The organism is Arthrobacter sp. GW460-12-1-14-TSB2 (assembly GCF_059423525.1).
Genome location: NZ_JBWKYC010000020.1, coordinates 17,728 through 36,718 on the forward strand (window position 1 = coordinate 17,728; position 18,991 = coordinate 36,718).

Consider the following 18,991-nt stretch of genomic DNA (forward strand, 5'->3'; position numbering starts at 1 on the left):
TCTCCTAAAAGGGCAAGGGAGGAAGTTCTGTGGGGCTCGCATGCTGAGCTGGGCGGCGGGGTCGGCTGTGGCCTCCGTCACGCCCTGGATAAATAGTATGCACTTGATTCAGCGTCCGTCAAGAAATGTGCAAGCATTAGTCGACGGGCTCTGCTGGCATGATGGAGGCGTGATGAGCAAGCCCCTGGCCTCCGGACCCGGCATGGATCCGGACATGGCCATTGATTTTCCCCGGCCGCTGAAAGGCCCCTCCAGTCAGCACCAGCTGGTGACCCTGCTGGTTGACTACTGGTTCGACAGCGACGCCTGGCTGCCTTCCCGGCTTATTGCCGCCCTGGCCGCCGACCTTGGCATTACGGCGTCTGCGTCGGCCACGGCACTGAGCCGCCTGGCTACCCGGGGAGTGCTGGAGCAGTCGAGTGCGGGGCGGACTTCCCGCTACCGGATCACGGAGGGTGCGCGGAAGCGCCTGCGCGGCGGCCTCGAACAAGTCTCGGCGTTCGGGGAACAGTCCCGGCGCTGGGACGGCCACTGGACAGTCATCGCCTTTTCCATCCCGGAAACATCCCGCGACGTGCGCGAGCTGTTCCGGTCGCGGCTGCGGTGGCGGGGTTTTGCGCCGTTGTTCGGGGCCGTGTGGGTCTCGCCCCGTGACCACGCCGCTGAGCTTGAAAGCACCTGCAGCGCCTTCGGGGTTGATGACTACGTCATTTTTCGAATAGCCGATTCCAGCCTCCGCGGCAAGCGGCTCATCGACGCCTGGTCGCCGCAGGAGTTCAGGGAGCAGTACCAGCCATTTATCGACAGGTTCAGGCCATGGCTGGAAAGGTTCGACGCCGGGACGGTGGGTCCGGCGGACGCCCTGCGGGTCAGGACCGAGCTCATGGATGCCTGGCGGGCATTTCCGTGGAGCGACCCCGACCTTCCCGCCGAACTCCTGCCCGAGGCGTGGCCGCGGACCGAAGCGCGTGACCTCCTCGTCCGCCTGTATGACGGGCTGGCGCCGGCTGCGCTTATCTTCGTTGAAGAGACGGTGGCCAGGGAAGCCCCGGAGCTGGCAGGTTCTGCCAAGGCCTTGCCGGTGTGGTCCGGCAGCCACTGAGCGCGAACGGACAGTTGCGGCCCTAAGTTGAGCGCGAACGGACAGTTGCGGCCCCGGTTTTCGCCGGCCGCCCGTTAGTGGATCAGCGCCAGCATGACGCCCACGGCCACGAAGAGCACCCCGAACGTCCGGTTCAGGATCTTCTGCCCGTGAGCGTTGTGCGTGAACCGCTGGAAGGACTTGGCCGCGGCGGCAAAGAAGAACCACATGACCAGGATGTCGATGACCACCACCGTGGCAGTCAGCACCAGGTACTGGGGCAGCAACGGCTGCTCCGGCCTGATGAACTGGGGCATAAACGCCAGGAAGAAGACCACGGCCTTGGGGTTCAGCAAGTTGACCCACAGGCCGCGGCGGAACATGGAAGCGGCCGGCTCGTTGCGCAGTTCGGCCGCTTTCTCCTGGTCCAGGTCCGGCTTGTGCAGGAACTGCCGGATGCCGAGGTAGACCAGATACGCGGCGCCGGCGTAACGGATCACGTTGAACGCCACGGGTGAACTGGCAACCAGGACGCCCACGCCCAGGGCCACGATCAGTACGTGCACCACCAGCGCGGCCTGCTGGCCCAGGATTCCCCAGATGGATCGCCGGAAACCCGAGTTCAGCGAGTTGCTCATGGTGTTGATGGCACCCGCTCCGGGCGTAAAGCTGATCAGGACGCCGGCGCCGGCCAGGGCCAGCCAAAGGGAGGGTTGCACCCATACAGTTTAGTGGCTGTGGCTGTGACGAAGTTTTGTCCCGGAGTATGGTCAGGTCATGGCAGGGGAGAGGGTGAGCCACTCCGGCTACTCACGGCCGCGGTCGAAGCGCTGGCCGTGGGCTGTCATCCTGGCTGTGGTGGTGTTCCTCAGCTTCCCGTTGCTGACAACCACTGTGGGGGTCTGCATTGACTACGTTGATCGCCCGGGTGAGTGCACGTCCTACCCGCTGATCGCCGCCCCGGAGTCGGTGCCGTGGGTCATTGGTGGTGGATCCATCGCCGCCATCTGCGTATACCAGCTGGTTCGAATCTCGGCCCGACGGCAGAACAGCGGGCCTCGGGATCCGAGCTAGGCGCCCGGCCGGACACCGTAACTGAGGATCATGTTGCCCTTGCTGGTGCGTTCGGAATCCTGCAATTCCAGCCGTGTCACCGGATCGCCCCCCTCGAACAGCTTCCGTCCGCTTCCGGCGATGACCGGGTGCACCATGAGCATCAACGTGTCGAGGAGTCCGGCGAACAGGAGCTGCCGGGTCAGCGAGATGCTGGCGAACACGGCAATCTCGCCGCCGTCGCCTTCCCTGAGACCAGCGACGAACTCCTCCAGCGGGGCGTCCATCAGCCGGGAATTCTGCCACTCGAGCTCGCCCGAAAGCGTCCGGGAGGCTACGAACTTCGGCAGCTTGTTGATGAACTCGCCGAAGTCGGCGTCGTCGGCCGCGCTTGGCCAGTAACTGGCCCACTGCTCGTAGCCGACCCGGCCGAGGAGCCCCGTTTCCACCCGGGCCATCATCTGGTGCATACCAGCACCGAGTTCCTCGTCGAAACTGTCGAACTGCCAAAGGTTGGGCGACTCAACCACGCCGTCCACGGAGTAAAACAGGCCGGCCGTCACTTTGCGCATGGGGTTCTCCTCGCCGATGGTTTTCCTTCGCATCCTAAAGGCAGACCGGTGGCCAGGGAACGGGCTGCCTAAAGATTCGTCAGACTCAGCAGTACCAACAGGTGCTGGCCTTCGAATTCACCCAGTGCGTCATGGTGCAGGGGAGCTCGTCATAGCTCGGGTATTGGTCAAAGTAGGAATGCGCTCGGGCAGACATGTATCCGGTTTCGTCCTGGCCAAAATGTCCGATCATCTGGAATCCGCGACGGGCCGCCACCGTTTCCAGTTCCCCTGCCTCCTCAAGGATCGGGATGTCCCATGGAAAGCAATTCTCCGTCCATGTTCCGGCATGGGCGATCGCAAAGTACTTGGTCCACTCAGGGTCCAGTGCAGCCAGAATTGCATCGAAATGGGGTTCCAGCGATCCGCTAAATCCCTCACTAACAACCTCTACGCCGTCCAGCTGCATCTCAGAGTCAAGCCGGATCACCACAAGCCTGGGGAGGATCTTTCCTGCTTGAACTATGAGCGGCCGGGCCAGGATCTGAAGGTCAAAGCCTGCTTGAATGATCATTTCTTGAGGCTATTCCCGGCAGTGGGCGCGGCCCACAGGGTTGGTGCCCTATGTGGAAATCGGCACCACCGCGCATTCAGGCCCGCGCGATGACCTCGCCGTTGGGGATCAGGAACCAGCCGTCGTCGGTGGAACCCCAGCGGTGCCAGCCTGCGGAGATCCGGGCAAGGTCAGCGGCGTTAGCGAAGCCGTACTCAAGAGCCTGGTCCGCGAAAGCCGAGTGCAGTACCCGTTCGCCCCAGACCCGGGCCTGCCACCGGCGCTGCTGGCCCGTGGCGTACAGCCAGTTGCTGCTGGTGGGGGCCACATCCGTGAATCCCGCCGCCTGCGCCCATGAGACCAGGCGGCGTCCGGCGTCGGGTTCGGCGCCGTTGCGGCGGGCAATGCGCTGGTACAGCTCCATCCATTCGTCCAATTCCGGGATGGCGGGGTACCAGCTCATCCCGTGGAAATCGGCGTCGCGCACTGCCACGATGCCGCCCGGCTTGGCTACCCGGCGCATTTCGCGCAAAGCCTCAACAGGGTCTGTGAGGTGCTGGAGCACCTGGTGGGCGTGGACGACGTCGAACGTTTCGTCGTCGAAGTCCAGATCGTAGATGTTCCCGGCCACGAACTCGACGTTATCCACACTGCGTTCGGCGGCCAGTTCGGCGGCGTGGGTGATCACATCCGGGGAGCGGTCCAGCCCGGTGACGTGCCCGGGCGCCACGAGGGCGGCGAAGTCGCAGGTGATGCTGCCCGGCCCGCAGCCCACGTCCAGGACCGAGCTGCCCGGGGCAAGGTACGGGATCACGAACGCGGCGGAATTCTCGGCCGTCCGTGAGGCATGGGCACGGACCACGGACTCATGGTGTCCGTGCGTGTACACATCTTCAGGCTGCTGCGCACTCATAAGGAAACGCTACCGCCCCGACGGGAAAATGCGCGGCAATCCGGCGGACCAAAACAGGCAGTTAATTGTGCTTCGCCGTCAGTTTCCCCGCTTCTGCGGCCCGCCGTTCTGCGGAAGATTGGAGGAGTGGGAAACAACAAAGCCGGCAGTTCAGCGGGGCTCGGGCTGTTCCGGGCAACAGGCATCTATGTGGGCGCAATCCTCGGATCGGGCATCCTGGTGCTCCCGGCCATCGCCGCCCGGGAAGCGGGTCCGGCCTCGCTGCTGGCCTGGGCGGCGTTGCTGGTGTTCTGCACACCCGTCGCCTTCAGCTTCGCTGAGATGAGCCGCCAGGAGCCCGACGCCGGCGGGATTGCCCACTTTGTGACCCGGGCTTTCGGGCGCCGCGCCTCGGTGGTTGCCGGCTACCTGTTCTACTTCGCGATTCCGTTTGGCGCTCCCGCCACGGCGGTGATCGGCGGCAACTACATCGCCAATGCACTGGGCGGCGGCCAGGGGACTGCGCTAGTGGCCGCGGCGCTGCTGCTGGCGGCCGGGTTCGCGAGCAACGCCGTCGGAATAAGGTTGTCCAGCCGCCTCCAACTGGTGCTGATGGTCCTGCTCGTGGCGCTGCTGGCGCTCGCCGTTGCCGTGGCCGCCCCGTTAGCGAAAGCGGAGAATTTCCAACCGTTCGCGCCGCACGGCTACTGGGCCGTGGGCGGAGTGGCCAGCCTGCTGTTTTTCTGCTTCGCCGGGTGGGAGGCAGTGACGCACCTGGCGGCCGAGTTCCGCGATCCCGGCCGCGACCTCAGGCGCGCCACGTGGCTGACGCTCGTCGTCGTCGGTGTGGTGTACATCGGGGTCGTGGCAGCCTCGGTGGCCGTGCTGGGCCCGGCCCTGCCCGGAAGCGCGGTGCCGGTCGCCGACCTGCTCGAAAAGGGGCTGGGGCCGCTGGCTGCCCCGCTGACCGCGGTTGCTGCGGCTGTGCTGACATTCGGCCCGCTCAACACGTTCATTGCCGGCGCCAGCCGGCTCGGTTCCAGGCTGGCGGCCGACGGCGTGCTGCCGCCGGCGATGGCTCGCGGCGGCGGGCCGGGCGAGGTGCCTTCGGTGAGCCTCGCCGTCCTGGCCGGGATGACTTTCCTGTCGTTCGGGGCGGCAGTGTCCGGGCTGGCCAGCATGCAGTTCCAGATCGGCGCGGCCTCGGCCTGCTTCACCGCGGTGACGGCCTTCGGGCTCGCTGCGGGCACGCGGCTGCTGCGGCCCGGGACGCCGGCGTGGTTCGGGGTCATCGTTGCTGCCGGGGTGATGCTGCTGATCCTGCTTTTTAGTGGCTGGGCGCTGGCGGTTCCGGCGCTGCTGTCCGCTGCTGCGGTGTGGTCGGGGGCGCGTTTCCTGCCGGTTCCTGCGCGGCCGCTTCCTGTGCTGCGCTGATGGTCGCCCCGATCATGGATTCCATGAAGCGGGCGGCGACCTCCAGCTCCGCTGCGGTGAACTCCGCCATGGCGGCGTCCATGTGGCGGGCCAGCGGAAGGAACATGGCGCCACCGTCGCGGTAGGCCTTGGGCGTCATCCGAAGCTGGACCTGCCGGCGGTCCGCTCCCTGGCGTTCGCGCACCACGTGTCCCGAACCGTGCAGCCGGTCGATGAGCGCCGTGGTGGCGGGGGAGCTGAGGTTGAGTTCCTTGCGGAGCACACCGGGGGTGACAATCTGGTCCTTGGCGGCATGGCGCATGATCACCGCCAGGGCATTGAGGTCCGTGCGGTGCATGTCATTGCGTCCGCCGGCGGAGTCCACATACCGGTTGGCCTCGAGCGTGAACTCCTGCAGCAGCCGGACGAGGCCCTGGGGCGCGGCCGGTTCGGGGCGCTCGGATGACTCTTCTGACACGGCGACCCTCCTTCTGCAATGGCGTGTTCGGTAGTGGCTGGGCAACTGCGCCAGCCTAGCCAAAATTCTCTCACCGACGGCTCTGAGCAACTATTTGTGCCGAAGTGCTTATCTCCATGATGGAGATAGTCTACTATGGAGTAAATTCTACTCCTCCGAGTCACCCCAGAAGGACACATGAAACAGAGGCATCCCGGCACCGCGCACGTCCCGTTCTGGCTCCGCTGGCTGGTCCCCGTACTGCTCGTCATCACCTGGCTGGCCATCGCCGGCGTCGGCGGACCCACTTTCGGCCGCCTCGACGAAGTGTCCTCCAATGACCAGGCGTCCTTCCTGCCTGCCGGCGCCGAGGCCACCGAAGCCCAGGACTGGCAGGCAAAGTTCAGGGACTCTGACGAGATACCGGCCGTCATCGTCGTCGAAAGCGACTCTGCCTTCACTCCTGCGCAACTGGGCGAGTCCGCCGCCCTCAAGGACAAGCTCGCGGAACTGCAGGCAGGCAGCGCGGTTCTCGGGCCCATCCCGTCGGAGGACGGCAAGGCGGTCCAGTTCGTAGTGCCCATATCCTCGTCGGGGGAGGTCAAGGAAATCGTCCAGGAGCTCCGCCAGGAAGTTCAGGCGTCAGCCCCGGACGGAATGCAGACATTCGTCACGGGCCCCGCCGGACTCACGGCTGACCTGGTGAGCGCCTTCGCGGGCATCGACGGCATCCTGCTGCTGGTGGCACTCGCTGCCGTGTTCATCATCCTGCTGATTGTGTACCGCTCGTTGCTCCTTCCCATCGCGGTGCTTTTCACGTCGGTGTTCGCGCTGTGTGCGGCCATCCTGCTGGTGTTCGGCATGGCCAAGCTTGGCTGGATCCAGCTCAGCGGCCAAAGCCAGGGCATCCTCTCCATCCTGGTGATCGGTGCGGCGACGGACTATGCCCTGCTCTATGTGGCCAGGTTCCGCGAAGCGCTGACCCACACCACCAACCGCACTTCCGCCGTCCTGACGGCCTGGAAAGCCTCCTTTGAACCCATCCTGGCCTCGGGTGCCACGGTGATCATTGCCCTGCTGTGCCTGCTCTTTTCCGATCTCAACTCCAACAAGGCGCTAGGTCCGGTGGCCGCCGCCGGTATCCTGTGCTCGCTTTTTGCAGCCCTCACCCTGCTCCCGGCCCTGATGGCCCTGCTGGGCCGCGCCGCCTTCTGGCCGTTCCGTCCCAAGCTGATTCCGGAGACCGAGCGCGAACCGGAACTGGTCACCGGCCTCGAAGGCCAGAAGGGCCTGTGGCGGGCCACCGGCTCCCTCGTTTCCCGCCGGCCCCGTGCCGTCTGGGTCGCGTCGGTGCTCCTGCTCCTGGCGGCTTCCGCGGGCATCCTTCAGCTGAAGGCCAACGGAGTGCCGCAGACGGATGTCATCCTCACCGCCTCCAACGCGGTGGACGGCCAGGACGCCCTGGCGCGCCATTTCGATGCCGGCTCCGGCAGCCCCGCGGTGATCGTCGCCGACGAAGCGAAGGCGCAGGAGGTGCTGGACAAGACCAAGGCGACCGACGGCGTCGGCGATGCCTACCTTCTGGCGGGGGGGAGCATGCTGATCACAGGGGCCCCGGGTGCCCCAAGCGCACCTGATGTCCGCGAGGGGAAGGTTCTGATCAACGCCACCCTGAACTACGCGGCGGACTCCAGCGACGCCGAGAACGTCGTGGTGAAGCTCCGCGAGGATCTGAAGAAGATCGACGACGGCGCGCTGGTGGGCGGTGTCACGGCCACTGCGCTGGACACCAACACCACGGCCCAGCGCGACCTGATCGTCATTATCCCTGTGGTCCTCGCCGTCATCCTGCTGATCCTCATTCTGCTGCTGCGCTCCGTGCTGGCTCCGGTTCTGCTCGTGGCCTCAGTGGTTCTTTCCTACGCCGCCGCCATGGGAGTTTCAGCCCTGGTGTTCAACAACATCTTCGGGTTCCCGGGGGCCGATGCCACGGTTCCGCTGTTCGGCTTCGTTTTCCTGGTGGCACTGGGCGTGGACTACAACATCTTCCTGATGAGCAGGGTCCGGGAGGAGTCCCTCAAGCACGGCACCAGGCCCGGGATCCTGCGAGGACTCGGTGTGACCGGCGGCGTCATTACGTCCGCGGGTGTGGTCCTCGCCGCAACGTTCGCGGCGCTGGGCGTCATCCCCATCATGTTCCTGGTCCAGCTCGCCTTCATCGTGGCCTTCGGGGTCCTGCTGGACACGGTGCTGGTTCGCTCGTTGCTGGTCCCGGCGCTTGCCTACGACCTGGGCGGACGGATCTGGTGGCCCAGCAAGCTGGGGCGGCTGGACGACGACGGGCGGGCATCCGGCGGCTCACGTGATGCCAAGGGCAGCCTGGAAACGGATCTGGAGGGCGCCGCGCGCAGTTAGGCGCAGTGGCGGCGTCACGCCACGCGCATTTTTAGGACTCCACTCAGGGTGCGGCCGTGAATTTACGCGGCCGCACCCTTCTTGGTTGGCCAAAAGCCTGCTCTGCGTGACCTCCAACGGCTCAGCCCTGCGCCCGCCACCACGCCACAGTGGCCGCTGCGGCTTCCGGCAGCGGAGTCGGATGCAGGCCCAGGGCGGCCTCGCTCACGTGCGAATCCATGACGAACGGCCGCTCGAACTGGTACAGCATCTCGGCCAGCTCGCGGGTGCCGCCGGAGAACAATCCGATGGCCCGGAGCGCCCAGCCCGGCACTGCGCCCATTTTGGGAGCGGGCACCCCGCCGGCTTCCGCGAAGGCCGCTGCAAGCCGGCGCTGGGTGACCGCCGGGCCTGTGGGCGCGTGCCACACCCGGTTCCACAAAGCCGGCGTCTGCGCGGCGCGGATCATTGCAGCGGCAAGGTCCGGCACGTACGTGAAGGAATGCGGCTGGTCCGCGCTGCCGATCACCAGCAGCCGCTTTCCGGCCAGCACCGCCGGCACGATGCGCTGGCCGGCGTGGGAGGTCCGAACGCGCGGGCCGAAGAAATCGCCCGCCACCACGCTGACGGTATTCGTGGGGGAGGCTGCGCGCGCCTTCAGCAGCGCTGTCCGGACCCCGCGCTTTCCGCCCTGCGCCTCGCGGGGGCTGTCCTCCGCCATCACAGCGTCCGGCCTGCTGTAGGAGTACAGGCTTTCTGGAAATACGACGACGGCGCCCGCCCCGCCGGCCGCCGCCAGCACGGCTTCCTCTGCCCGGGGGAGCTCCCGCTGCCATGCGTCCGCAGCGTAGGCGGAGCCGTGGATGCAATGGAAGACGGCGGCCGCTCCGGCAAACGCTTCCCCCAGTAGTGCTGGATTGGCGACGTCTACGGACATCCTCTCGATGAGGGCGTGGTCCGGGCCGCTGCCGGAACGGGTGAGTACCCGCACGCGCTTGCCCTGGCCCGCAAGCTGCTCTGCCACGGTCCAGCCCACCGGGCCGGCGCCGGTGACCACATAAAGTTCGGGCATTGGATTCTCTTTTCTCGGGATCTTCAGTCTGCTCTGGAATCTTTGAGAGCGCCGCTCTCGAAATAAGGATGCTCGGCAGGGCCCTCAAAGTCAAGAGCACTGCTCTCAATTGTTGACAGTGCTCTGAATCGTGGAATGCTGGAGGCATGTCAGCCATCAACGACTCCACCCCTGCGCCGCGTACGCCGCGGGAACGCGCCCGGGCACAGACCACCGCCGACATTGTCCGGCTGGGCCGGGAGCACCTGGCCGTCCATGGCGCGGCGGCCCTGTCGCTGCGGGCGGTGGCCCGGGACCTCGGCGTGGTGTCCTCGGCCGTGTACCGCTACGTACAAAACCGGGACGAGCTGCTCACCCTGCTGCTGATCGACGCATACGGCGAGCTGGGCGACGAAGTGGATGACGCCGTCGCCCGCGTGGCCGAAACGGATTTTGCCGGGCGGTTCCAGGCGCTGGGGCGCGCCGTCCGCGACTGGGCCGTCCGTGAGCCCGCCCGCTATGCACTGCTGTTCGGCAGTCCGGTGCCCGGGTACCGGGCCCCGGCGGAGCGGACCACCGGACCCGGGACCAGGGTGATCCGCAGCCTGACTGCCATCGTCGACGCCGCCTGGCGGGCGGGCGCTTTGCGCTCCGGACCGGTGCCTGCGGCCGGGGTGCATGCGCCCGCGGTGCCGCCCCTGTTGGCGGGCGACCTGGCGGCGATCCGGGAAGAGCTCGGGCTGGCTATTCCGGACGGGCTGCTGGCGCGCGGTGCGCTGGTCTGGACTTCCCTCTTCGGTGCCATCAGCTTCGAAATCTTTGGCCAGTACGGGGAGGGCACCTTTGTGGCGAAAGACGCATTATTCGAGCACCATCTGCAGGTGCTGGCCGGTATAGCCGGACTCGAATGACTGGTGCCGCCTCGGAAGAAGGAGAGTGGCAACTCCCACTTTGTGAGCGCTAACAAATTCTTCTTGTATCTCGATTTACAACGATATAAAGTGTGTTTCAGCCCACAGTTGTCCGGCCCGCCCCGAAGGGCCGCAGCAGCCGGACAGTCGGCGATTTTTACCAACGGCTACGTCCAAAGGAGTGACGGTGAAGCAAGTTGATTCACGCCCGATGCAAATGACCCGCAGGCAATTGCTGCTCGGGGGCGGGGTGCTCGCAGGCAGCCTTACCCTCGGAGCGAGCCTGACGGGCTGCGGGGGCGCGGCCCAGGCGGCGGCCAACGACATCCGCTTCTGGCACCTGCTCTCCGGCGGAGACGGCATCAAGATGATGGCCATGATCGACAAGGTCAACACGGACCACGCAGACTTCAGGGTCAAGCCCACCGTGCTGGCATGGGGTGCGCCGTATTACACCAAGCTGGCCATGGCCTCCGCCGGCGGCCGGCCCCCGGAGGTGGCCGTGATGCATGCCGCCAGGGTGCCGGGCTACGCTCCCGGCGGACTGCTGGATGCCTGGGACCTGGACCTGCTGGCGGAGTTCGGCGTGCGTCCGGAGGACTTCGGCCCCAGGATCTGGGAGAAGAGCCAGTTCAACGGCAAGGTATTTTCGCTGGCATTGGACTCACACCCGTTCGTGATGCTCTACAACACCGAAGTGGCGGACAAGGCCGGCGTCCTGGGGAAGGACGGCCGGCTGGCTGAGATCTCCTCTCAGTCGCAGTTCCTGGAGGTAAGCCGTGAACTGCAGCGTGTCACCGGCAAGCACGGGCTCTCCTACGGATACCTGGGCGACGGCGCGCAGATGTGGCGGCTGTTCTACACGCTCTACCGCCAACATGGCGCGGACTTCGTGCTGGAGCCGGGCAAACCCGCCCAGGTGGAGCGGGACGTCGCCATCGACTGCCTGGAGTTCATCACGTCTCTGCTGGACAACACCATCTCCACGAAAAGCGGCGACGGCGGGACTGCCATCGCGGAGTTCGCCGGCTCGGGGTCGGGGCTGCTTTTTACCGGTGTGTGGGAGCTGCCCACCATGAAGACAGCAGGTGTTCCGTTCGGTGCCAGCACCATCCCGACCCTCTTTGGAACGCCGGCAGCCTTCGCCGACTCGCACTCGTTCGTGCTGCCGCACCAGGCCAGGCTGGACGAAACAAAGCGCCGCGGCGTCTACCAGTTTGTGGCGTCGATGCTCAAGGGTTCCCTGAGCTGGGCCGAAGCCGGACACATCCCGGCCTACCAGCCGGTGGTGAAGTCCAAGGAATACGCGGCACTGAAGCCGCAGGCGGACTATGCCCGGGCGGCGGACATCATCAACTACGATCCCGTGGCCTGGTTCACCGGTTCGGGATCCGATTTCCAAGGCTACTTCGCCGAGAACGTCCAGAACGTGTTCCTCGGACGGGACAAGGCCGCGGACGGCTGGGATGCCTTTATGAAGCGCATCAACACTGTCCTTGCGATGCCGAACCCGGTGTGAGCATGGCCGCCGAATCCGCCGCCGAATCCCGCCTGAACCTTGACCCGCCCGTGGCAAAGTCCGTGACAAAGGAGTCCTCATGAGCACTGCCCGCACCACAGCGCCCGCAGCAAAACCAGCGCCCGCAGCAAAACCAGCACCCGTGGCGAAATCACTGCGCTCCCGGCGTGACAACATTCACGGCTGGGCCTTCTCCGCCCCGTTCCTGGCCTTCTTCCTGATGTTCCTGGTCTGGCCCATGATTTCCGGGGCAGTCATGAGCCTGACCGGAAAGTCCCTCACGGGCGCCAATAGCGGGTTCATCGGCCTGGCCAACTACAGCGAGGCGTTCGCCGACTCGGACATGTGGCGATCGCTGGGGAACACGCTGTACTTCACACTGATCAGCACTGTGCCTCTGGTGGTCATCGCCCTGGCGCTGGCAGCACTGGTCAATATGGGCCTTCCCGCGCAGTGGCTGTGGCGGCTCTCCTTCTTCTCCCCGTTCCTGCTCGCCTCCACCGTGGTCTCGCTTTTCTTTGCCTGGATGTACAACCCGGAGCTAGGGCTGTTCAACGACATGCTCGCAAATCTGGGCATTCCGCCGGTGGCGTGGCTGAACGATCCCGCGGTGGCGATGTGGGCCGTGGTGATCGCCACAGTGTGGTGGACCGTCGGCTTCAACTTCCTCCTGTACCTGGCCGCGCTGCAGAACATCCCGCAGCAGCACTATGAAGCCGCCTCGCTCGACGGCGCCGGAGGCTGGCGCCAGTTCTTCTCCATCAGCCTTCCCCAGCTCGGCCCCACCACAGTGATGATCGTGATCCTCCAGATCCTCGCGTCCTTGAAGGTCTTCGACCAGATTTACCAGATGACCGAAGGCGGACCGGGCGGAGCGACGCGTTCTATCGTGCAGTACATCTTCGAGGCCGGTTTCACGGGCTACCGGCTGGGCTACTCCGCAGCCATTTCCTACATCTTCTTCGGCCTGATCCTGCTCATCGCGCTGGCGCAGGTCTTCATCACACGGAAAAGGAGCGCCTAGCCATGGCCACCACCACACTTTCCAAACCCGCGCTCCAGCCCAAGGGCTACGCCGAAACCGTGGCCAACCGGCGTGCGAAGATCCCGCTGTCCCGCGTCCTTGCCACCGTGGTCGTGTCTGTCCTCGCTGTTGCGTGGCTGGTGCCCTTTGCCTGGGCCACTGTCACCGCGCTGAAGAGCGAAACCGACGCCGCGTCCACCCCCATCAGCTGGATTCCGGCGTCGGGCTTTACCCTCGATGCCTTTGCCAAAGTGCTGCAGAGCGGCAATATTCCCACCTGGACGCTCAATTCGCTGTTCACGTCAGCGGCCATCACTGCCATCACGCTGGTGATTTCAGCGTCCGTCGCCTACGCCATTTCGCGGATCGATTTCCGCGGGAAGAGGATGCTGATGGGCGTGATCGTGGCCTCCATCATCATCCCGCCGCCGGTGCTGATCATCCCGCTGTTCCAGCAGATGCAGTCCCTGAACCTGATCGACACCTACTGGGCCCTGATCCTCCCGCAGGTGATCCACTCGCCCATGGTGTTCGTGCTCAAGAAATTCTTTGACCAGATCCCGCGGGAACTCGAGGAAGCCGCGCTGATGGACGGCGCCGGACGGCTGCGGATCTTCACCACGATCGTGCTGCCGCTGTCCCGGCCCATCCTGGCCGCCGTCGCGATCTTCGTGTTCATCGGGGCCTGGAACAACTTCCTGTGGCCGTTCATCGCCACCAACGAGAGCTCGCTGCTCACCCTGCCGGTGGGCCTGCAGACCATCAAGAGCGCCTACGGCATCCAGTACGCCCAGAACATGGCGTCAGCGCTGCTGGCCGCACTGCCGCTGATCGTCGTCTTCCTCTTTTTCCAGCGGCAGATCATCAGGGGCGTGGCCACCACCGGCCTGGCCGGCACCTAAGCCATCCCGACACCCCGCACCATCCAACCCAAGCCAAAACCAGGACAGGAGCAAAATGTCCCGCGCACGCATCACCATTGACCGCGACTTCACCGTAGCCGAGGTTCCCCGCCGGATCTTCGGATCCTTCGTCGAGCACATGGGCCGCTGTGTCTACACCGGCATCTACGAACCGGGGCATCCCCGGGCCGATGAGCGCGGTTTCCGCCGCGACGTCATGGACCTCGTCAAGGAGCTTGGCGCCACCGTGGTCCGCTATCCCGGCGGCAACTTCGTCTCCGGCTACAACTGGGAGGACGGCGTCGGGCCCGTGGCGGAGCGGCCGCGCCGGCTTGACGGCGCCTGGCACACGCTGGAAACGAACGCCTTCGGCCTGCACGAATTTGTGGACTGGTCCCGGGAAGCCGGCGTGGAGGTCATGGAAGCGGTCAACCTGGGCACCCGCGGCGTCGACGCAGCCCGTGAGCTCGTGGAATACGCCAATATTCAGTCCGGCACCCGGCTGTCCGACCTGCGCCGCAAGAACGGCCACGAGGATCCGTTCAACATCAAGCTGTGGTGCCTCGGCAACGAGATGGACGGACCCTGGCAGATCGGGCACAAGACCGCCGAGGAATACGGCCGGCTGGCGCAGGAGGCCGCCAAGGCCATGCGCTTCGTGGATCCGGACATCGAACTCGTGGCGTGCGGCAGCTCCAACTCGGGGATGCCCACCTTCGGCGCCTGGGAGCAGACGGTCCTGACCCACACCTACGAGCAGGTGGACTATGTCTCGCTGCACGCCTACTACCAGGAGCACGACGGCGACGCCGGCAGTTTCCTGGCCAGCGCGGTGGACATGGACTACTTCATCGAATCCGTGGTCGCCACCGCGGACGCCGTCCGGGCCAAGGGCAAGCACAAGAAGCACATCAACCTGTCCTTCGACGAGTGGAACGTCTGGTACACCCGGCCGGGCGATGCCGACAGCCCTGAGCAGGTGGGTAAGCACGGCTGGCGTGAGCACCCGCGCGTCATCGAGGACCAGTACAACGTGACGGACGCGGTCGTCGTCGGGACCTTCCTGAACTCCCTGCTCCGGCACGGTGACCGCGTCAAGATCGCCAACCAGGCGCAGCTGGTCAACGTGATCGCCCCCATCCTCAGCGAGGAAAACGGCCCGGCATGGAAGCAGACCATCTTCCATCCCTTCGCCCGCATGGCTGAGCTGGCGCACGGTCAGATCCTCCGGCTCGCCGTGGACTCGGACAAGTACAGCAACGCCAAGTTCGGCGATGCCGACCTCGTGGACGTCAGTGCCACCTGGAACGAGGAAACCGGCCGCATCGCGCTGTTCCTGGCCAACCGCGGACTGGAAGAAGCCGCCGACGTCGAAGTGGTCCTTCGCGGCTTCGACGCCCGGCAGGTGGTCCGGGCTGACGTGCTTCGCATCCCGGACGGTGCCGACCGGTTCATCACCAACACGCAGGCAAACCCCGGTGCAGTGGGCCTCGTCCCGCTGGAAGGCGTCAAGGCCGCCGGCGGCGAAGTCCGGGCCACCCTGCCGGCCCTGTCCTGGACGGCCATCGAACTGGAGGTCGTGCGCGACTAAACAGCGGCGATCCGGCGCAGGAACGCACGACGGCGGGCGGCACCTTTCGGGGCCGCCCGCCGTCGGTCTGCGGGCTGGCGTTCGGGCCGGGATCCGTGCCGTGCGCCCCTGTTGAAGCGCCGGGCCGGTGGATAGACTGCCCGTGCGCCCGTCCGGGCGTCCGATGCTTCCAGGAGGGATCCGTCAGTGTCAGAGAACAGTGAATTTGAAGCAAAAAAGCAGCAGAACGCCGAACCCGCGCCGACAGCCGAGGGGGACAGCGGCCAGTACGTCGAAGGCGACTACGGAGCGGCCGGCGCTGTTCCGGATGAGGCGGCGGGGGCCGTCGAAGGTGGGTATGAGTCTGGCGACTACGGGGTGGCCGGAGCCGGCCAGGAGCAGGCGGCGGGCGGCGTCGAAGGCGAGTACGAAGCCGGCGACTACGGCAAGGCCGGCGCCACCGGCGAGAACCTGGTGACAGGCGACGAAGCAGAGTATCCGGACGGCGACTACGGTACTGCCGGTACTGCCGGTACTGCCGGTACTGCCGGTACGGCCGGCACTGCTGAAGCCCCGGCTGCCGAGGAGCACAGGCTCGTCGAGGACGAAGTGCCTGTGAAGGACGAAGCCGTCGACGACGACTTGCCGCGAGACACTCCCTGACTGTTGACCCGCTCCCGCGGACCGCGAGTGACGCCCGGGAGAGGGTTTCACGCACAGCGAAACCCTCGCCCGTAGTCAGCTTTCCCCGGCGGAATTCTGCGGATCGGCGCGATTTTCCGGCCTCCCCTGCGCCCGCGCCGTGACGTCCAAATCCAAAGTTGAGCGGATGTGGCTCAACTTTGGATTGACTTAAATCCGGCCGTGGGTAGAGTTGAGTGTAGATCGCTCAATCAGTGGGCGTGCCTGAATCTCGACCAGCGTTTCCACGGAAAGAAGGAAGCAACACATGTCACGTGCAGTAGGTATCGACCTCGGAACCACCAACTCCGTCGTCTCCGTTCTCGAAGGTGGCGAGCCCACCGTTATTGCCAACGCCGAGGGTGGCCGCACCACGCCGTCCGTCGTTGCGTTCTCCAAGTCCGGCGAAGTCCTGGTCGGCGAGATCGCCAAGCGCCAGGCCGTCAACAACATCGACCGCACCATCGCCTCCGTCAAGCGCCACATGGGCACCGACTGGACCGTCGGAATTGACGACAAGAAGTACACCGCGCAGGAAATCTCCGCGCGCATCCTGATGAAGCTGAAGAACGACGCCGAGTCCTACTTGGGCGAAAAGGTCACCGACGCCGTCGTCACCGTTCCTGCGTACTTCAACGACGCCCAGCGCCAGGCCACCAAGGAAGCCGGTGAAATCGCCGGCCTCAACGTCCTCCGCATTGTCAACGAGCCCACCGCTGCGGCCCTGGCCTACGGCCTCGACAAGGGCAAGGAAGACGAACTCATCCTCGTCTTCGACCTCGGCGGCGGAACCTTCGACGTCTCGCTCCTCGAAGTCGGCAAGGACGAAGACAACTTCTCCACCATCCAGGTCCGCGCCACCGCCGGTGACAACCACCTCGGCGGCGACGACTGGGACCAGCGCGTCGTTGACTACCTGTTGAACCAGCTCAAGGTCAAGGGCATCGACCTGTCCAAGGACAAGATCGCACTGCAGCGCCTGCGCGAGGCCTCCGAGCAGGCCAAGAAGGAACTCTCTTCCTCCACCAGCACCAACGTCTCCCTCCAGTACCTCTCCGTCACCCCCGACGGCCCGGTCCACCTGGACGAGCAGCTGACCCGCGCCAAGTTCCAGGACCTGACCAAGGACCTGCTGGACCGCACCAAGAAGCCGTTCCAGGACGTCATCAAGGAAGCCGGCATCAAGCTCTCCGAGATCGACCACATCGTGCTCGTGGGCGGTTCCACCCGTATGCCCGCCGTGTACGAACTCGTCAAGGAGCTCGCCGGCGGCAAGGAGCCCAACAAGGGCGTCAACCCGGATGAGGTCGTCGCCGTCGGCGCAGCCCTCCAGGCTGGCGTGCTGAAGGGCGAGCGCAAGGACGTTCTCCTGATCGACGTCACCCCGCTGTCCCTCGGCATCGAAACCAAGGGCGGCATCATGACGCACCTGATCGAGCGCAACACGGCCATCCCCACCAAGCGTTCCGAGACCTTCACCACGGCTGACGACAACCAGCCGTCCGTGGCCATCCAGGTCTTCCAGGGCGAGCGCGAGTTCACCCGGGACAACAAGCCGCTGGGCACGTTCGAGCTGACCGGCATCGCACCGGCCCCCCGTGGCGTTCCGCAGGTCGAGGTCACCTTCGACATCGACGCCAACGGCATCGTGCACGTCTCGGCGAAGGACAAGGGCACCGGCAAGGAACAGTCCATGACCATCACCGGCGGCACCGCGCTGTCCAAGGAAGACATTGACCGCATGGTCAAGGACGCCGAGGAGCACGCAGCCGAGGACAAGGCCCGCCGCGAGGCAACCGACACCCGCAACACCGCCGAGCAGCTCGCCTACTCCGTGGACAAGCTGATCGCGGACAACGCCGACAAGCTGCCTGAAGAGGTCAAGACCGAGGTCAAGGCCGACGTCGACGCCCTGAAGAAGGCCCTTGAAGGCACGGACGACGCAGCGGTGAAGACCGCCTTTGAGAAGCTGCAGGCTTCCCAGAGCAAGCTGGGCGAAGCCATCTACGCCCAGGCCGGTTCGCCGGACGGCGCCACGGGTGCGGCAGGTGCAGAAGGTGCCCACGCCGGGTCCGGTGACGCCAAAGCCGATGAAGACATCGTCGACGCCGAAATCGTTGACGAAGACGAGAAGAAGTAATCATGCCGCATCACGGTAACGAAGAAGAGCACCACTCTTCCAAAGACCATGGCCGCGACAACCAGGAGAACGAGCCGCAGAAACCGGTGATCCACGACAACCGCAAGGTTGATCCGAAGACCGGCCAGGCCCGCCACCCTGACCAGGAACACGCCGCCACGGGAAGTCACGGTTCCGGGGACGCACTGTCCCAGGCCGAGGACATCCTCAACAGCGTTGAGGTTCCGGCCGAGGAATCGGTGGCCCAGGGCGTAGGCGCGGAGGAGGCGGAGGAACTCAGGAACGACCTCCGCCGCCTGCAGGCCGAGTACGTCAACTACCGCAAGCGCGTGGAACGTGACCGTGCCGTGGCAGGGGAGATGGCCGTCATCGGCGTCCTGAACTCGCTGCTTCCGGTACTGGACGACGTCGACGCCGCCCGGCAGCACGGCGACCTCGCCGACGGCCCGTTCGCCGCGATCGCCGCCAAGCTGGAGAACGCGCTGAAGACCTACGGCCTGGTGCGCATCGATGAGACCGGCGTGGAGTTCGATCCCACGATCCACGAAGCCCTCATCCAGCAGCCCGGCCCGGACGTCGAAATCGACACCGTCAGCCAGGTCCTGCGCTCCGGCTACAAGTCAGGCGAACGGGTCCTCCGGGCAGCACAGGTTATCGTCGCAGTGCCGGCCTAGCTCAACCGGCGCCATGGGCGGCTAATGTCGCCTAAGGTGAGTTGATTACAGGCTCGGAGCGATACATGGGCCCCGGGAGTGGCATCGGGCCTGCCGGAGCGTGGGGGGGGGGGGGGGGGGGGGGG

General features: G+C 65.6%; 18 protein-coding genes. 12 read left to right on the forward strand and 6 right to left on the reverse strand.

Annotated features, from left to right (window positions below; all coding sequences use genetic code 11):
- Nucleotides 1-172 precede the first annotated feature (172 nt).
- The gene (locus AC07YR_RS19390) at nucleotides 173-1,102 is read left to right on the forward strand and encodes a PaaX family transcriptional regulator (RefSeq protein WP_494734938.1); all 930 of its coding nucleotides are present in this window, start codon (nucleotides 173-175) and stop codon (nucleotides 1,100-1,102) included.
- 74 nt (nucleotides 1,103-1,176) lie between these two features.
- Here AC07YR_RS19390 and AC07YR_RS19395 read toward each other — a convergent pair whose 3' ends face one another.
- Entirely contained in the window at nucleotides 1,177-1,800 is a 624-nt protein-coding gene (locus tag AC07YR_RS19395; protein ID WP_028270908.1) for a LysE family transporter, read from the reverse strand.
- Between the two features lie 58 nt (nucleotides 1,801-1,858).
- Here AC07YR_RS19395 and AC07YR_RS19400 point away from each other — a divergent pair, with 58 nt between their 5' ends.
- On the forward strand, nucleotides 1,859-2,155 hold the full coding sequence (locus tag AC07YR_RS19400; RefSeq protein WP_436058968.1) for a hypothetical protein: 297 nt from the start codon (nucleotides 1,859-1,861) through the stop codon (nucleotides 2,153-2,155).
- On the opposite strand, the gene AC07YR_RS19405 is transcribed toward AC07YR_RS19400, so the two are convergent.
- The 3 genes from AC07YR_RS19405 to AC07YR_RS19415 all read right to left on the reverse strand — a co-directional run bounded on the left by AC07YR_RS19405 (nucleotide 2,152) and on the right by AC07YR_RS19415 (nucleotide 4,151).
- Nucleotides 2,152-2,706, reverse strand: coding sequence for a dihydrofolate reductase family protein (locus AC07YR_RS19405; RefSeq protein ID WP_494734939.1), 555 nt, complete (start codon nucleotides 2,704-2,706; stop codon nucleotides 2,152-2,154). The genes AC07YR_RS19400 and AC07YR_RS19405 overlap by 4 nt on opposite strands.
- An 85-nt stretch (nucleotides 2,707-2,791) precedes the next feature.
- Entirely contained in the window at nucleotides 2,792-3,259 is a 468-nt protein-coding gene (locus AC07YR_RS19410; protein ID WP_436058966.1) for a hypothetical protein, read from the reverse strand.
- A gap of 76 nt (nucleotides 3,260-3,335) precedes the next feature.
- Nucleotides 3,336-4,151, reverse strand: a complete 816-nt coding sequence (locus AC07YR_RS19415) for a methyltransferase domain-containing protein (RefSeq protein ID WP_055807158.1) — start codon at nucleotides 4,149-4,151, stop codon at nucleotides 3,336-3,338.
- Nucleotides 4,152-4,277: 126 nt separating this feature from the next.
- On the opposite strand from AC07YR_RS19415, the gene AC07YR_RS19420 reads away from it, so the two are divergent.
- Nucleotides 4,278-5,564 (forward strand): APC family permease, encoded by a 1,287-nt coding sequence (locus tag AC07YR_RS19420; protein WP_494734940.1) that lies wholly within the window; start codon nucleotides 4,278-4,280, stop codon nucleotides 5,562-5,564.
- Here the strand turns inward: AC07YR_RS19420 and AC07YR_RS19425 are convergent.
- On the reverse strand, nucleotides 5,458-6,021 hold the full coding sequence (locus AC07YR_RS19425; protein WP_494734941.1) for a MarR family winged helix-turn-helix transcriptional regulator: 564 nt from the start codon (nucleotides 6,019-6,021) through the stop codon (nucleotides 5,458-5,460). The two genes, AC07YR_RS19420 and AC07YR_RS19425, sit on opposite strands and share 107 nt — an antisense overlap.
- A 177-nt stretch (nucleotides 6,022-6,198) precedes the next feature.
- Between AC07YR_RS19425 and AC07YR_RS19430 the strand changes: the two genes are divergently transcribed.
- On the forward strand, nucleotides 6,199-8,415 hold the full coding sequence (locus AC07YR_RS19430) for an MMPL family transporter (RefSeq protein WP_494734942.1): 2,217 nt from the start codon (nucleotides 6,199-6,201) through the stop codon (nucleotides 8,413-8,415).
- Between the two features lie 121 nt (nucleotides 8,416-8,536).
- On the opposite strand, the gene AC07YR_RS19435 is transcribed toward AC07YR_RS19430, so the two are convergent.
- Nucleotides 8,537-9,466 (reverse strand): NAD-dependent epimerase/dehydratase family protein, encoded by a 930-nt coding sequence (locus AC07YR_RS19435; RefSeq protein ID WP_494734943.1) that lies wholly within the window; start codon nucleotides 9,464-9,466, stop codon nucleotides 8,537-8,539.
- Between the two features lie 146 nt (nucleotides 9,467-9,612).
- On the opposite strand from AC07YR_RS19435, the gene AC07YR_RS19440 reads away from it, so the two are divergent.
- The 8 genes from AC07YR_RS19440 to AC07YR_RS19475 all read left to right on the forward strand — a co-directional run bounded on the left by AC07YR_RS19440 (nucleotide 9,613) and on the right by AC07YR_RS19475 (nucleotide 18,866).
- Entirely contained in the window at nucleotides 9,613-10,356 is a 744-nt protein-coding gene (locus AC07YR_RS19440) for a TetR/AcrR family transcriptional regulator (RefSeq protein ID WP_494734944.1), read from the forward strand.
- A 187-nt stretch (nucleotides 10,357-10,543) separates the two neighbouring features.
- Nucleotides 10,544-11,875: an extracellular solute-binding protein gene (locus AC07YR_RS19445; protein ID WP_494734945.1), complete on the forward strand. Its 1,332-nt coding sequence runs from the start codon at nucleotides 10,544-10,546 to the stop codon at nucleotides 11,873-11,875.
- A 79-nt stretch (nucleotides 11,876-11,954) separates the two neighbouring features.
- Nucleotides 11,955-12,899 (forward strand): carbohydrate ABC transporter permease, encoded by a 945-nt coding sequence (locus AC07YR_RS19450; protein ID WP_494734946.1) that lies wholly within the window; start codon nucleotides 11,955-11,957, stop codon nucleotides 12,897-12,899.
- Between the two features lie 2 nt (nucleotides 12,900-12,901).
- Nucleotides 12,902-13,801: a carbohydrate ABC transporter permease gene (locus AC07YR_RS19455; RefSeq protein WP_494734947.1), complete on the forward strand. Its 900-nt coding sequence runs from the start codon at nucleotides 12,902-12,904 to the stop codon at nucleotides 13,799-13,801.
- A 55-nt stretch (nucleotides 13,802-13,856) separates the two neighbouring features.
- A complete protein-coding gene (gene arfA / locus AC07YR_RS19460; RefSeq protein ID WP_494734948.1) occupies nucleotides 13,857-15,392 on the forward strand; it encodes an arabinosylfuranosidase ArfA in 1,536 nt (511 codons plus the stop codon).
- A 186-nt stretch (nucleotides 15,393-15,578) separates the two neighbouring features.
- A complete protein-coding gene (locus AC07YR_RS19465; RefSeq protein WP_494734949.1) occupies nucleotides 15,579-16,034 on the forward strand; it encodes a hypothetical protein in 456 nt (151 codons plus the stop codon).
- Between the two features lie 286 nt (nucleotides 16,035-16,320).
- A complete protein-coding gene (gene dnaK, locus AC07YR_RS19470; protein WP_055806880.1) occupies nucleotides 16,321-18,192 on the forward strand; it encodes a molecular chaperone DnaK in 1,872 nt (623 codons plus the stop codon).
- 2 nt (nucleotides 18,193-18,194) lie between these two features.
- Nucleotides 18,195-18,866 carry a nucleotide exchange factor GrpE gene (locus AC07YR_RS19475; protein ID WP_055806877.1) on the forward strand — a complete coding sequence of 224 codons (672 nt, stop codon included), beginning with the start codon at nucleotides 18,195-18,197 and terminating at the stop codon, nucleotides 18,864-18,866.
- The last annotated feature ends 125 nt before the right edge of the window (nucleotides 18,867-18,991 follow it).

Bases quoted from the DNA above. Each gene is read 5' to 3' on its own strand.
- AC07YR_RS19450 (WP_494734946.1), top strand. From the start codon at position 11,955: ATGAGCACTGCCCGCACCACAGCGCCCGCAGCAAAACCAGCGCCCGCA.
- AC07YR_RS19415 (WP_055807158.1), bottom strand. From the start codon at position 4,151: ATGAGTGCGCAGCAGCCTGAAGATGTGTACACGCACGGACACCATGAG.
- AC07YR_RS19410 (WP_436058966.1), bottom strand. From the start codon at position 3,259: ATGATCATTCAAGCAGGCTTTGACCTTCAGATCCTGGCCCGGCCGCTC.
- AC07YR_RS19400 (WP_436058968.1), top strand. From the start codon at position 1,859: ATGGCAGGGGAGAGGGTGAGCCACTCCGGCTACTCACGGCCGCGGTCG.
- AC07YR_RS19430 (WP_494734942.1), top strand. From the start codon at position 6,199: ATGAAACAGAGGCATCCCGGCACCGCGCACGTCCCGTTCTGGCTCCGC.
- dnaK (WP_055806880.1), top strand. From the start codon at position 16,321: ATGTCACGTGCAGTAGGTATCGACCTCGGAACCACCAACTCCGTCGTC.
- arfA (WP_494734948.1), top strand. From the start codon at position 13,857: ATGTCCCGCGCACGCATCACCATTGACCGCGACTTCACCGTAGCCGAG.
- AC07YR_RS19475 (WP_055806877.1), top strand. From the start codon at position 18,195: ATGCCGCATCACGGTAACGAAGAAGAGCACCACTCTTCCAAAGACCAT.
- AC07YR_RS19455 (WP_494734947.1), top strand. From the start codon at position 12,902: ATGGCCACCACCACACTTTCCAAACCCGCGCTCCAGCCCAAGGGCTAC.
- AC07YR_RS19390 (WP_494734938.1), top strand. From the start codon at position 173: ATGAGCAAGCCCCTGGCCTCCGGACCCGGCATGGATCCGGACATGGCC.
- AC07YR_RS19435 (WP_494734943.1), bottom strand. From the start codon at position 9,466: ATGCCCGAACTTTATGTGGTCACCGGCGCCGGCCCGGTGGGCTGGACC.
- AC07YR_RS19405 (WP_494734939.1), bottom strand. From the start codon at position 2,706: ATGCGCAAAGTGACGGCCGGCCTGTTTTACTCCGTGGACGGCGTGGTT.
- AC07YR_RS19440 (WP_494734944.1), top strand. From the start codon at position 9,613: ATGTCAGCCATCAACGACTCCACCCCTGCGCCGCGTACGCCGCGGGAA.